At 70.6% G+C, this 12,346-nt stretch carries 11 protein-coding genes and 1 pseudogene; 6 read left to right on the top strand and 6 right to left on the bottom strand.

What is annotated here, in order from left to right; genetic code table 11:
• Positions 1 to 3: 3 nt before the first annotated feature.
• Positions 4 to 1,464 (bottom strand): protoporphyrinogen oxidase, encoded by a 1,461-nt coding sequence (gene hemG, locus IF78_RS0111320; protein WP_031480399.1) that lies wholly within the window; start codon positions 1,462 to 1,464, stop codon positions 4 to 6.
• Between the two features lie 161 nt (positions 1,465 to 1,625).
• On the opposite strand from hemG, the gene IF78_RS0111315 reads away from it, so the two are divergent.
• Positions 1,626 to 2,636: a DUF4349 domain-containing protein gene (locus IF78_RS0111315; protein WP_031480401.1), complete on the top strand. Its 1,011-nt coding sequence runs from the start codon at positions 1,626 to 1,628 to the stop codon at positions 2,634 to 2,636.
• Positions 2,637 to 2,663: 27 nt separating this feature from the next.
• The gene (locus IF78_RS0111310) at positions 2,664 to 4,085 is read left to right on the top strand and encodes an FAD-dependent oxidoreductase (RefSeq protein WP_031480403.1); all 1,422 of its coding nucleotides are present in this window, start codon (positions 2,664 to 2,666) and stop codon (positions 4,083 to 4,085) included.
• Positions 4,086 to 4,199: 114 nt separating this feature from the next.
• On the opposite strand, the gene IF78_RS0111305 is transcribed toward IF78_RS0111310, so the two are convergent.
• Entirely contained in the window at positions 4,200 to 4,529 is a 330-nt protein-coding gene (locus tag IF78_RS0111305; protein ID WP_031480405.1) for a hypothetical protein, read from the bottom strand.
• A gap of 138 nt (positions 4,530 to 4,667) precedes the next feature.
• On the opposite strand from IF78_RS0111305, the gene IF78_RS0111300 reads away from it, so the two are divergent.
• Positions 4,668 to 5,486 carry a rhomboid family intramembrane serine protease gene (locus tag IF78_RS0111300; RefSeq protein WP_031480407.1) on the top strand — a complete coding sequence of 273 codons (819 nt, stop codon included), beginning with the start codon at positions 4,668 to 4,670 and terminating at the stop codon, positions 5,484 to 5,486.
• A gap of 7 nt (positions 5,487 to 5,493) precedes the next feature.
• Here IF78_RS0111300 and hemE read toward each other — a convergent pair whose 3' ends face one another.
• The gene (gene hemE / locus IF78_RS0111295; RefSeq protein ID WP_031480409.1) at positions 5,494 to 6,555 is read right to left on the bottom strand and encodes a uroporphyrinogen decarboxylase; all 1,062 of its coding nucleotides are present in this window, start codon (positions 6,553 to 6,555) and stop codon (positions 5,494 to 5,496) included.
• A gap of 135 nt (positions 6,556 to 6,690) precedes the next feature.
• Between hemE and IF78_RS0111290 the strand changes: the two genes are divergently transcribed.
• From IF78_RS0111290 to IF78_RS0111280, 3 genes are all read left to right on the top strand, one after another.
• On the top strand, positions 6,691 to 7,368 hold the full coding sequence (locus IF78_RS0111290; protein ID WP_078662400.1) for a DUF3000 domain-containing protein: 678 nt from the start codon (positions 6,691 to 6,693) through the stop codon (positions 7,366 to 7,368).
• A gap of 212 nt (positions 7,369 to 7,580) precedes the next feature.
• Positions 7,581 to 8,243 carry a response regulator transcription factor gene (locus IF78_RS0111285; RefSeq protein WP_003997051.1) on the top strand — a complete coding sequence of 221 codons (663 nt, stop codon included), beginning with the start codon at positions 7,581 to 7,583 and terminating at the stop codon, positions 8,241 to 8,243.
• A gap of 291 nt (positions 8,244 to 8,534) precedes the next feature.
• Positions 8,535 to 9,815, top strand: a complete 1,281-nt coding sequence (locus IF78_RS0111280; RefSeq protein ID WP_078662399.1) for a ribonuclease D — start codon at positions 8,535 to 8,537, stop codon at positions 9,813 to 9,815.
• Between the two features lie 21 nt (positions 9,816 to 9,836).
• Here IF78_RS0111280 and IF78_RS0111275 read toward each other — a convergent pair whose 3' ends face one another.
• The 3 genes and pseudogenes from IF78_RS0111275 to IF78_RS0111265 all read right to left on the bottom strand — a co-directional run.
• On the bottom strand, positions 9,837 to 10,667 hold the full coding sequence (locus IF78_RS0111275) for a carbohydrate ABC transporter permease (RefSeq protein ID WP_031480416.1): 831 nt from the start codon (positions 10,665 to 10,667) through the stop codon (positions 9,837 to 9,839).
• The gene (locus IF78_RS0111270; protein WP_031480418.1) at positions 10,664 to 11,611 is read right to left on the bottom strand and encodes a carbohydrate ABC transporter permease; all 948 of its coding nucleotides are present in this window, start codon (positions 11,609 to 11,611) and stop codon (positions 10,664 to 10,666) included. Before IF78_RS0111270 ends, IF78_RS0111275 begins: the two co-directional genes overlap by 4 nt.
• A pseudogene (locus IF78_RS0111265) lies at positions 11,611 to 12,345 on the bottom strand (extracellular solute-binding protein); the annotation flags it as partial. The pseudogene IF78_RS0111265 and the gene IF78_RS0111270, both read right to left, overlap by 1 nt.
• Between the last annotated feature and the right edge of the window lies 1 nt (position 12,346).

Here is a 12,346-nt window from a genome sequence, read left to right as displayed (position 1 = left end):
CCCCTATTCTCCCGCTCCGCCGTGCAGACTCTGCACCGGGTTGGCGGTGAGCTCCTCCACACCGCTCAGGTCTCCTTCCAGCTGGTCCACCGCCGCGTACGCGCTCGCGATGCACGCCGGGATGCCCACACCGTCGTACTGCGCGCCGCACACCGCGAGGCCGGGCAGCTTGGCGACGTGCTCGCGGACGCGGGCCACGCGCGCGTAGTGGCCGACGGGGTACTGGGGCAGGCCGTCGGTCCAGCGGGTGACGCGGGTCTCCAGGGGGGTGGCGTCGAGGCCGGTGGCCTCCTTGAGGTCGTGTCGTGAGACGTCGACGAGGTGGTCGTCCGCGCGCTCCAGGATCTCCGTCTCGCCGTACCGCCCCACGGACGTGCGCAACACGACCACGTCCGGGTTCTCGTCGGCGATCCAGCCCCACTTCTGGGAGGCGAAGGTCGACGCCTTGATGGTGCGCCCGTCGACCGGCGGCACCAGGAAGCCGCTGCCGGCGGGAAGGCCGGTGTCGGCGCGGCGGAAAGCGAGGGTGACCAGAGCCATCGAGGCGTACTCGATCCCGTCCAGCTCGGTGGCGGCTTCGGGGGCCTCGGCGCGCAGGAGGGCGGCGGCGGCCGGTGCGGGTACGGCGACGACGACCGCGTCGGCGTGCAGCACCCGGTCGCCGGTGACGACGCGCCACCCGGCGGGTGCCACACGGCGCAGCTCCGTCACCGGCGCCCCGGTCACGATCTCGCCGCCCCGCGCGCGGACCGACTCGGCGACGGCGAGCGGGAGCCGGCCCACCCCGCCCTCGATGCCCATGAACACCGGCCCGGTCTGCTGGTTGGCGGCGGCCTTGGTCTGGATCTCGCGGACCGCCTCGGTGAGGGAGTCGTGCGTCCGCGCGGCCTGGTAGAGCTGCGGGACCGCCGAGCGCATCGAGATGCGGTACGCGTCGCCCGCGTACACGCCGCCCAGCAGGGGCTCGACCAGGCGGTCGACGACCTCATGGCCGAGCCGTGCGGCCACATACTCGCCGACCGCCACGTCGTCCCCGACCTCCGTGCGGGGGAGGTCGGCGTCGCGGTCGATGCGGGCCAGGCCCTCGTCGGACAGGACGCCGGAGAGGGCGGACGAGGTGCCGGGAACCCCCATCACATGCCCCTTGGGCATGGGGCGCAGGGCACCGCGGGTCCAGATCGAGGCGGTCGCGGTGGCGGGCGGCTGGAGGCGCTCGGCGAGACCCACCTCGCGGGCTAGGGCGACGGCCTCCGGGCGGCGGGCCAGCATCGATTCGGCGCCGAGGTCCACGCGGACGCCCGCGATCTCGCCGGGCAGCAGCTTGCCGCCGACGCGGTCCGACGCCTCCAGGACGGTCACCTGCCGGCCGGCGTCCAGCAGCCGGTGGGCCGCCGCGAGCCCCGCGATCCCGCCCCCGATGACGACGACCCGGCCCGTACCCGAACGACTCTCCTCTTCGCGCATGTCCACAGCCTCTCAGACCCCACTGACAATCCCTGCGCGCCCCGGTGTCCTTCACGAGTCCTGACCGTGACCGCATCGGGACCGATCACCGCCAACGTTCCGCCTGACCCCGGCGTCGAAGAAGCGTCAGTCGTCACGACGACCCTCGGGGGTACGCCCACATGCGCACACAACGTTCCGTACGACCGGTTCAGGCCCTGGCCGCCATCCTGCTGGCCGCTGCCCTCGCGCTCACCGGCTGCAGCGCCTCGGACGACTCCGGGTCGGGCGGCGACAGCAAGGCCGCCGCGGGAGAGGCCGCGCAGGCGGACTCACAGGCAGGGGCGAAGGAGGGCGCCCCGGACAGCGGCTCCGGCGCCGACAAGGCGAGCGCGGCGCCCAAGGTCACCACGAGCCACATCATCCGCACCGCCTCCCTGACCGTGCAGGTCAAGGACGTACCGAAGGCCCTCGACGAGGCCCGCACCACCACCGAGGACGCGGGCGGCTACATCGGCAACGAGACCACCACACGCGACGAGGAGGGCCACGAGCACACCCGCGTCGTCCTGCGCGTACCCGTCGACCGGTACGCCGAGGTCCTCACCGAACTCGAGGGCGCGGGCAAGCTGATCGAGCGCAGCGCCAAGGCGCAGGACGTCACCGACCAGGTCGTCGACGTGGAGAGCCGCATCAAGTCGCAGCGCGCCAGCGTCGCCCGGATCCGTGAGCTGATGGACCAGGCGACCAAGCTCAGCGACGTGGTCACGCTGGAGGGCGAGCTGAGCAGCCGCCAGGCCGACCTGGAGTCGCTGCTCGCCCAGCAGTCGTCCCTGAAGGACCGCACCAGCCTGGCCACCATCACCCTGACCCTGTCGGAGACACCGGTGAAGAAGGCCGCCGCGAAGGACGACGACCCCGGCTTCCTGGACGCGCTCGCGGGCGGCTGGAACGCGTTCGTGACGATGCTGCGCTGGATCGCGGTGGCCTTGGGCGCGGTGCTGCCCTTCGCTGCGGTGGCGGCGCTGATCGTGCTGCTGTGGCTGAAGGTCCTGCGGCCCCGGCTGCCGCGCCGCCCCGCCACGGCGCCCGCGACGGCGACATGGGGCCCGCTTCCCACCGCCCGCCAAGCGCCGGGCCCCACGCGCGCGGACGACGAGTCCGGTGGCGAACAGAGCGGCCCGCAGGCCTGAAATGCCAGGCGCCCGTAGCGTGTTCGCATGAGCATGAGCGCTGCGCGGAGTGATGCGAGGGGTGTGCCGGGGACGCGGGAGCGGCTGGTCGTGATCGGGGGCGACGCCGCGGGGATGTCCGCGGCGTCGCAGGCGCGGCGGCTGAGGAGCGCCGGGGAGCTGGAGATCGTGGCGTTCGAACGCGGCCACTTCACCTCCTTCTCGGCCTGCGGCATCCCGTACTGGGTGGGCGGCGACGTCCCCGACCGCGACCAGCTGATCGCGCGTACGGCCGAGGAGCACCGCGCGCGGGACATCGACCTGCGCATGCGCACGGAGGTCACGGAGATCGACGTGCCGGGCGGCCGGGTACGCGCGCGTGACGTCGATTCGGGCGCGGAGTCCTGGACGTCGTACGACAAACTCGTGATCGCGACCGGTGCCCGCCCGATCCGCCCCGACATGCCGGGCGTCGACGCCCCCGGCGTCCACGGCGTGCAGACCCTCGACGACGGCCAGGCCCTCATCGACACGCTGGCACGCACGCGTGGGCGGCGCGCTGTGGTGGTCGGCGCCGGCTACATCGGGGTGGAGATGGCCGAGGCGCTCATCAACCGCGGCTACGAGGTGACGGTCGTCAACCGCGGCAGCGAGCCCATGGCGACGCTCGACGCGGACATGGGCCGCCTGGTGCACGAGGCCATGACGGGCCTGGGCATCACGATGGTCAACGACGCCGAGGTCACCAAGATCCTCACGGGCGGGGACGGCCGGGTGCGGGCGGTGGCGACGGAGGACGCCGAGTACCCCGCGGACGTGGTCGTCCTCGGCATCGGAGTCCGCCCGGAGACCACCCTCGCGCGGGCCGCGAGCCTCCCCCTCGGCGACCACGACGGTCTGCTGACCGACCTGGCCATGCGGGTGCGCGGCCACGAGAACATCTGGGCGGGCGGCGACTGCGTGGAGGTCCTCGACCTGGTCTCCGGCCGGGAACGCCACATCGCCCTCGGCACGCACGCCAACAAACACGGCCAGGTCATCGGCACGAACGCGGCCGGCGGCTACGCCACGTTCCCCGGCGTGGTCGGCACGGCCGTCAGCAAGGTCTGCGACCTGGAGATCGCCCGCACGGGCCTGCGCGAGAAGGACGCGCGCAGGGCGGGCCTGCAGTTCGTGACGGCGACGATCGAGTCCACGAGCCGCGCCGGCTACTACCCCGACGCGGCCATGATGACGGTCAAGATGCTCGCGGAACGCCGCACGGGCCGGCTGCTGGGCGTGCAGATCGTGGGCCGGGAGGGCGCGGGCAAGCGGGTCGACATCGCGGCGGTGGCACTGACGGCCGGGATGACGGTGGAACAGATGGTGTCCCTGGACCTGGGATACGCGCCCCCGTTCTCACCGGTGTGGGACCCGGTGCTGGTGGCGGCCCGCAAGGCAGCGAAAGCAGTGAACGCCGCAACTTCTTGACGGGCGGCGCGGGCCCCCAGGGCGCGGGCCTGTATCGATGTGCGGCTCCGCCGCGGGGGCGCGACCAGCCACAACGAGCCCACAGCCGCCCAACTACCCGCGCCCATGCGGCGACTAGGCGGATCCGTTGATCCTCTCGATGGCCTGCCGAGCCTGCTCCGCCGGCGGCCGAGAAGGCAACGACGACACGGACGCACTCACACTCGGCATCGCGGCGGCAGCCGGCTGCTCCCCCGCCGGCTTCGCATGCGCAGCACTCCGCGCGGAGCGCAACCGATGGCTGACGGCCTCGTCCAACGTCACCGGCCGCTGCATCTGCGAAGCAAGCCGTCCGGCCTCCTGGCCCAGCCGGGCCACGTCTTCCCAGGGCAGCCGCAGCACCACGGCGAGTTCGGCCTCACCGTCGGGCAACGCGTGGATCGGAGGATTAACTCGGTCGTTCATCGCCTGTTCCTCACGTAGTCCCCGCGACCCGCCTTCCCCGTGCCGCGGGCGGTTGCCGAGACATACGCACGCGGCGACGGCCACGTTCACCGACCCACCGCACGTATTCGCGGCCCGCATCCCGGGCAGATACCTGTCGTGGTCATCCCCGTCCATGACGTGAACCCGGTCCGCCGCACCCCCTGGGTGACCTACGCGCTGATCGCCGCGAACGTCCTCGTCTTCCTCTCCACGCCTGGCATAGCCGGCTCCGTGGCCGGTGAGAGCAGCCTGGCGCAGCTGTGTCATCTGCAGGCGTTCCTGGACCATTACGCGGCGGTGCCCCGGGAACTGATCCACGACCAGTTGCCCAGGGCGGTCCCCACGGGCGACGTCGCCGTCGGGCCACAGGGCCCCGGCTGTGTGATCGGCCCGCCGGACTACGCCAAGTCCCCCGTGCTGTCGGTCTTCACGGCGATGTTCCTGCACGGCGGCTGGCTGCACCTGCTCGGCAACATGCTCTTCCTGCTGATCTTCGGCAACAACATCGAGGACCGCATGGGCCACGTGCGGTACTTCCTCTTCTACGTGGTCTGCGGCTATGCGGCGTCGTACGGCTTCGCCCTCCTCAACGACGATTCCGCCGACCCGCTGATCGGTGCGTCCGGGGCGATCGCGGGTGTCCTGGGCGCCTATCTCGTGCTGTACCCGAGGGCCAGGGTCTGGGTCCTGGTGCCGTTCCTGATCTTCCTGCCGCTGCGGCTGCCGGCCTGGCTGGTGCTCGGGTTCTGGTTTGCGCTGCAGGCGGTGTACTCGTCCGGCGAGGGCGTCACGGCCGCGGGCACGGTGGCGTACGCGGCGCACATCGTGGGTTTCCTGTCCGGCATGGCGCTCGCCTGGCCGCTGCGCCCCGGCACGCCGCCGCCACCGGAGCCGCGCGGCCTGCTGTTCGGCAGGCGGGCGCGGCCGACGTGGTGAGCGTTTTCTAGCTAGCCGTCTGCGTGTGGACGTACTCGACGAGCCGGGTCAGCGCGTCCGGGTCCGTGGACGGCATGACGCCGTGGCCGAGGTTGAAGACGTGACCCTCCAGGCCCGCCGCCGCGTCGAGGACCTCGCGGGCCTTGGCCTCGATCGCCTCGGGGGTGGTGAACAGGACGGTCGGGTCGAGGTTGCCCTGGAGCGCCTTGCCGGGGCCGACGCGGCGGGCGGCCTCGTCGAGCGGGACGCGCCAGTCGACGCCGACGACGTCCGCGCCGGCCTCCCCCATGAGCTTCAGGAGCTCGCCGGTGCCGACACCGAAGTGGATACGCGGGACGCCGTACCCGGCCACGGCGTCGAAGACCTTCGCGGAGTGCGGCATCACCGAGCGCCGGTAGTCGGCCGGGGCGAGGGAGCCGACCCAGGAGTCGAAGAGCTGGACCGCGGAGGCGCCGGCCTCGATCTGCACCTTGAGGAAGGCCGCGGTGATGTCCGCGAGGCGGTCGAGCAGGTCGGCCCAGAGCTCGGGGTCGCCGTACATCATCGCCTTGGCGTTCTCGTACGTACGCGACGGGCCGCCCTCGACGAGGTAGCTCGCGAGGGTGAAAGGCGCGCCGGCGAAACCGATGAGCGGGGTCGAGCCGAGCTCGCCGGTGAGCAGGCCGATCGCCTCGGTGACGTACGAGACGTCCTCGGGGGTCAGGTCGCGCAGCCGGGCCAGGTCGGCGCGGGTGCGGATCGGGCGCTCGACGACCGGGCCGACGCCGGGCTTGATGTCGAGGTCGATGCCGATGGCCTTGAGCGGGACGACGATGTCGCTGAAGTAGATCGCCGCGTCCACGTTGTGCCGGCGCACGGGCTGCAGGGTGATCTCGGTGACCAGCTCGGGCCGCATGCAGGACTCGAGCATGGGAATGCCCTCGCGCACCTTGCGGTACTCCGGCAGCGAACGCCCGGCCTGCCGCATGAACCACACCGGCGTGTGCGGCACGGGTTCACGCCTGCACGCCTTGAGGAAGGCGGAGTCGTAGGTGGCTGTCGGCGGCGTCGGCTGCGTGTTGGCACTCACGGTGGCAAGTCTCGCACGACGCCGGTCCGCGTCTTTCAGCCCGTCCGGCACGAGGCGCCCGGCGACGGCCACGCCGGCACCGGGAACGGGGTGTCTAGCCCAGCACGAAGCCCCGGTTCCCCTTAACCTTCCGGCATGGCTGCGGCTCAGGGAAGACTGTCGGACGGTACGGGCGGAATGGATGAAGCGAAGGAGGCCGGGGAGGGGGACCGGCATTCGCACAGTGCGGCTCCAGCGGCATTCCGGGCCGCGGTCGAGGCCCTGCGCAACAGTCGGCTGCGCCCGCAGATCGAGGTCGAGCAGACCAAGGCGCCCCAGCGCCTCGCCCCGTACGCGTACGCGCTGGAGGCCACGGTCGTCGACGGCGAGCAGGATCTCGCCGACGGCCGGCTGGTGCTGCTGCACGACCCGGCCGGGCACGACGCCTGGCAGGGTGCCTTCCGGCTGGTGACCCTGGTGCGCGCGGAGCTGGAGCCGGAGATGGCCGCCGACCCGCTGCTGCCCGAGGTGTGCTGGTCCTGGCTGACCGGCGCGCTCCAGGCGCGCGGGCTGTCGTACGGCGAAGCGAGCGGCACCGTCACGCGCGCCGGCTCCCACTACTTCGGCGGCCTGTCCGAGCGCCCGGCGGCCTCGCAGATCGAGATCCGCGCCTCGTGGACGCCCCGCGAGGGCCTCGGCGGCGTTCCGGACACGGCGGCCCACCTGGCGTCCTGGTGCGATCTGCTCGCCCAGGTCGCGGGGCTGCCGCCGGCGGGCCCGGGCGACGCGTCGGTGGTGACGCTGCCGCAGCGCCGTGATCCTCAGTCCCGCTGACCGCCACCGTCTTGACCGTCACTTTGTCGATACGGCCACTTTCGGTCAGGAACAGTCCTTGATCGAGCCGATGTGCTCACCGAACGATCGACCAAGCGTCCGAATTGCCCCAATTGTTACTCACTAAATCGTGATCTTTCTCTAAAGGGCCACAGGTTTGGTGCCGAAGACGACTGTGACCTTGAAGTCGTCCCCGCACCCCAGGAGGCCTGGTGTCCGTTCTCCTCGAGCAGCCCGCAAGCCTGGTCGCCTACCGCCCGAACAAGCCGACCGCCATGGTGGTCGTGGCCGATCCCCGCGTCCGCTCCACCGTCACCCGCCACCTGTGGGCGCTCGGTGTGCGCGACGTCATCGAGGCCTCGTCCATCGCGGAGGCTCGTCCCCGCATCGGCAACCCCCGCGACATCTGCGTCGCAGATGTCCACCTGCCCGACGGCTCCGGCCTCACCCTCCTGTCGGAGACCCGCGCCGCGGGCTGGCCCAACGGCCTCGCCCTGTCCGCCGCCGACGACATCGGCGCCGTGCGCAACGCCCTCGCCGGCGGTGTGAAGGGCTACGTCGTCACCGGCACCCGCACCAACGTCGGGCTCCCCACCCGGCCCGGTGCCGCCCCCATCGGCGCTGCCGCCGCCCGTATGCACCGTCGCCACCCGGGTGCCCCGAGCCACCCGGGCGGCTACCGCGAGCTCTCCGGTCGTGAGGTCGAGGTGCTGCGGCTGGTGGCGGAGGGCCAGTCGAACAAGGCGATCGGCGTCTCGATGGGCCTGTCCGCGCTGACCGTCAAGAGCCACCTCGCCCGGATCGCCCGCAAGCTCGGCACCGGTGACCGCGCCGGCATGGTCGCCGTGGCCCTGCGGACCGGGATCATCCACTGACGGTCCACCGAACACTGGAATGAGCCGCATCACGCACCCTTGAGCCGCACCCCCAACCCTTGAACCGCACCCCAGACCTTGAGCCGCGTCACAGAACCTTGAGCCGCACCCCAGGCCATTGAACGCTTGATCATTCACTGACGTGAACGGGATCGGCCGCTGATCCCCGCCCACGTCCGCACCTGTCGTGAACCGGATCCATCACTTACCTGACTGGTTTACGACCCTCAGGCGCCCGCCGACGGAACGTTCCGTCGGCGGGCGCTGTCCATACACAGATACCCTTGACATGTGACCGACGCCCAAGAGACCGCAGCAGACAGTTCACTGCGAACCACCGGAGGCGCCCCTCCGGACGACGGCGGATCTTCTGTTACGGAGGCGCCGATCCCTTTGCTGGAGCCCCGCGAGGGCATTCCGCCCGTGATCGCCGACGAGGCGGCGCTCACCGACGTGATCGCCGCCTTCGCCGCGGGCTCGGGCCCGGTGGCCGTCGACGCCGAACGCGCGTCCGGTTACCGCTACGGGCAGCGCGCCTATCTGGTGCAGCTGCGCCGCGCGGGCGCCGGGTCCGCCTTGATCGACCCCGTGGCCTGTCCCGATCTGTCGGGACTCGGCGAGGCGCTGTCCGGAGTGGAGTGGGTGCTGCACGCGGCCACCCAGGATCTGCCCTGCCTGCGCGAGATAGGCATGGTGCCGAGCCTGCTGTTCGACACCGAGCTGGCCGGGCGGCTCGCCGGGTTCCCCAGAGTCGGCCTCGGCGCGATGGTCGAGAGCGTGCTCGGCTTCGTCCTGGAGAAGGGCCACTCGGCCGTCGACTGGTCGACCCGGCCGCTGCCCGAGCCGTGGCTGCGGTACGCGACGCTGGACGTCGAGCTGCTCGTGGACCTGCGTGACGCGCTGGAGAAGGAGCTGGACCGGCAGGGGAAGCTGGAGTGGGCGCGGCAGGAGTTCGAGGCGATCGCGGCCGCGCCGCCGGCCGAGCCGCGTAAGGATCCGTGGCGGCGGACGTCGGGGATGCACAAGGTGCGGCGGCGTCGCCAGCTGGCCGTGGTACGGGAGCTGTGGCAGACGCGGGACCGGATCGCGCAGAAGCGGGATGTGTCGCCGGGCAAGGTGCTGAGTGACGCGGCCATCGTGGAGGCCGCGCTCTCGATTCCGGCGAATGTGCATGCCCTTGCGGCGCTGAATGGGTTCGGGCATCGGATGGGGCGGCGGCAGCTGGAGCAGTGGCAGGCCGCGGTGGATCGTGCGAAGGCGTTGACCGAGTCGCAGATGCCGGCGCCCGGGCAGCCCGTGACCGGGCCGCCGCCGCCTCGTGCCTGGGCCGATAAGGACCCTGTGGCCGCGGCTCGGCTTTCCGCTGCTCGGGCTGCGGTTTCCGCGCTCGCCGAGCAGCTCGACATGCCTCAGGAGAACTTGATCACTCCGGATACCGTGCGGCGGGTTTGCTGGGAGCCGCCGAAGGTCGTCGATGCCGGGTCGGTCGCGGAGGCGTTGGCTGGATATGGGGCTCGGCCTTGGCAGGTTGAGCAGGTCACGCCTGTTCTGGTGGCCGCTTTGTCCGCCTAGTTCCCCGCGCCCCTGAGCACCTCACCTGGTCGCACCTCGCATGAACCCGTTGTAGATGAACCGCTGCAGCAGCAGGAACACGATCAGCGTCGGCAGGATCACCAGCACCGCTCCTGCCGAGATCGTTTCCCAGTGGGCGCCGAACGGGCCCTTGAAGCGGAACAGGGACGTCGAGATCACGCCAAGGTCTTCCGAGGGCAGGTAGAGGAACGGGATGTAGAAGTCGTTGTAGGTGGTGATGCCCTTGACGATCACCACCGTCGCGATCGCCGGCTTCAGCAGGGGGAAGATGATCCTGCGGTAGATCGTGAAGGCGCCCGCGCCGTCCAGGCGGGCCGCCTCGTCCAGTGAGGTCGGGATCGAGCGGACGAACTGCAGGAAGATGTAGATCGAGACGATGTCCGTGCCCATGTAGAGGACGATCGGCGCCCAGAGGTTGTCGAACATGCCGAAGCTATTGACGATCTGGAAGGTCGCCACCTGGGTCGTGACACCGGGGACCAGGGCGGCGACCAGGAACAGGGCCACGACCAGCTTCTTGAAGCGGAAGGTGAACCGGTCGATGGCGTACGCCGTCATCGAGCCGATCAGGACCGTGCCTCCGATGGCGAAGAGCAGGATGACCGCCGTGTTGGCGAACGCCGAGAGCATGCGGCCGTCCTGGAACGCCGTCGCGTAGTTGTGGAAGTTCAGCAGGTCGTCGGGAAGGGCGAGGGCTCCGCCGTCGTTCGCCATCTCCTGCTCGGACTTGAGGGATGTCAGGAGTACGGCGGCAAGGGGCAGCAGGACCACCAGCGTCGCGGCGATCAGGGACAGGTACATCAGCGTGCGGGCCACTGCGCGACGAGTCATGCGAGGTCCACCTTGTCGTCGGGGACGAGGCGCCGCTGCACCCAGGTCACCGCCAGGACGATCAGCAGCAGCACGACCGCGGCCGGCGAGGCGAGCCCCGTCTTGTTGAACTGGAAGGCCAGCTTCACGGTCTGGATCACGAAGGTCTCGGTGCCGGTCGCGCCGCCGGTCATGATGTACGGGATCTCGAAGACCGACAGGGAACCCGAGATCGAGAGGATCACCGTGAGGGACAGCACCGGCTTGATGCCGGGCGCGATGATGTAGCGGAACTGGTGCCAGCGGTTCGCACCGTCCAGTTCGGCCGCCTCGTACAGCTCCCCCGGGATCGACTGGATCGCGCCGAGGAAGAGGACGAAGTTCAGGCCCAGGTAGCGCCAGACCGAGACCGCGGCGAGCGAGGTGTTCGCCGACGTCGGGGTGCCGAGCCAGGCTCGGTCGGTCTCCACGCCGAAGAGGCTCAGTACGGAGTCGAGGGTGCCGCCGTCCTGGAAGAAGTAGAGGAAGACGAAGCCGATCGCGACCCCGTTGATCAGATACGGGAAGAACAGCACGCCCTTGAAGAAGTTCCGGAAGCGGACGTCGAAGCTGAGGATCGTGGCGAAGTAGAGGGCCGCGACGATCTGGAAGACGGACGCCGCCAGGTAGTAGCCGCTGACCCAGAAGACCTCGAACAGTTCGGGGCGGGTGAAGAGTTCGGCGAAGTTCTCGGCGCCCGTGTAGTGGAGTTCGGGGCTCACGCCGTCCCAGTCGGTGAAGCTGTACGCCACCATGTTGGCGATCGGCGCGTAGGTGAAGGTGATCAACAGGGCGTGCGGGGCGAGCAGGAAGAGCCACGGGGTGGCCCCGCGCCGCAGGCGTGTCGTGCGCGGGACGGGGGCCGGTGCCGGGGCGGCCGGCCCTGGTGCGGGCTCGACGGCCGCCTTCTCGGTCGTGTCCGTCATCAGGACCCCAGGGACTTCTGGGTCTCGGTCCACTTCTCGCCGAGGCCGTTCAGGAAGTCGTCCAGGCTGCCCTTGGTTGCGCCGCGGGCGAGGTCGACGAGGTCCTGGCGGTAGTCAGGCTGGTAGATACCGACCTCGGACTGGTTGTCGATGAACTTGACCTGGGCGCCCTTGCTGTCGTCGAGGTCGAGGATCTTGACGCGCTTCTCCTCGTACGGCTTCAGGACGTCGGGCAGCGGGGCGTCCTTGAGCGGGGACAGGGCCAGGTTGTCCGCCGCGTAGCCGGACTTGTCGGTGAACCAGTCGATCCAGGCCCGGGCCGCCTCCTTGTGCTCGGAGTGGATGTTGACGGCCTGGTTGTAGTCGGGCTGCGCCACCGCGCAGAACGTGCCGTTCTTCTGGGCCGGGAAGGGCATGAACCCGATGTCGTCAGGGTCGGCCCCGGCCTGCTTCGCCGCGCCCTGCATCTGGATGACCGCCCAGGAACCGAGCCACATCGTGGCGATCTCGCCCTTGGCGATACGGGGCTTGGACGCCTCCCAGTTGGTGGTCGTGGGGTGCTTCTCGATGAGGCCTTCGCGCACGATGTCGTACAACAGCGTGTCGGCGGTGCGCAGATCGGCGCCCTCGGCCCACGGGTCTCCCTCGGCGAGCCTGGTGGTGGCCTGATCGTCGCAGCTGACCGAGCCGTTGACCTGCGTCCACTGGGTGAGCGGCCACATGTCCTTGAAGTTG

This window comes from Streptomyces bicolor, from assembly GCF_000719285.1.
Classification (GTDB): domain Bacteria; phylum Actinomycetota; class Actinomycetes; order Streptomycetales; family Streptomycetaceae; genus Streptomyces; species Streptomyces bicolor.
This window is presented reverse-complemented; position numbering and strand designations above follow the sequence as displayed.

What these genes read in the sequence shown, in the direction of transcription:
- IF78_RS0111310 (WP_031480403.1), top strand. Translation starts at nt 2,664, where the DNA reads ATGAGCATGAGCGCTGCGCGGAGTGATGCGAGGGGTGTGCCGGGGACG.
- IF78_RS0111305 (WP_031480405.1), bottom strand. Translation starts at nt 4,529, where the DNA reads ATGAACGACCGAGTTAATCCTCCGATCCACGCGTTGCCCGACGGTGAG.
- IF78_RS0111290 (WP_078662400.1), top strand. Translation starts at nt 6,691, where the DNA reads ATGGCTGCGGCTCAGGGAAGACTGTCGGACGGTACGGGCGGAATGGAT.
- IF78_RS0111315 (WP_031480401.1), top strand. Translation starts at nt 1,626, where the DNA reads ATGCGCACACAACGTTCCGTACGACCGGTTCAGGCCCTGGCCGCCATC.
- IF78_RS0111275 (WP_031480416.1), bottom strand. Translation starts at nt 10,667, where the DNA reads ATGACTCGTCGCGCAGTGGCCCGCACGCTGATGTACCTGTCCCTGATC.
- hemG (WP_031480399.1), bottom strand. Translation starts at nt 1,464, where the DNA reads ATGCGCGAAGAGGAGAGTCGTTCGGGTACGGGCCGGGTCGTCGTCATC.
- IF78_RS0111270 (WP_031480418.1), bottom strand. Translation starts at nt 11,611, where the DNA reads ATGACGGACACGACCGAGAAGGCGGCCGTCGAGCCCGCACCAGGGCCG.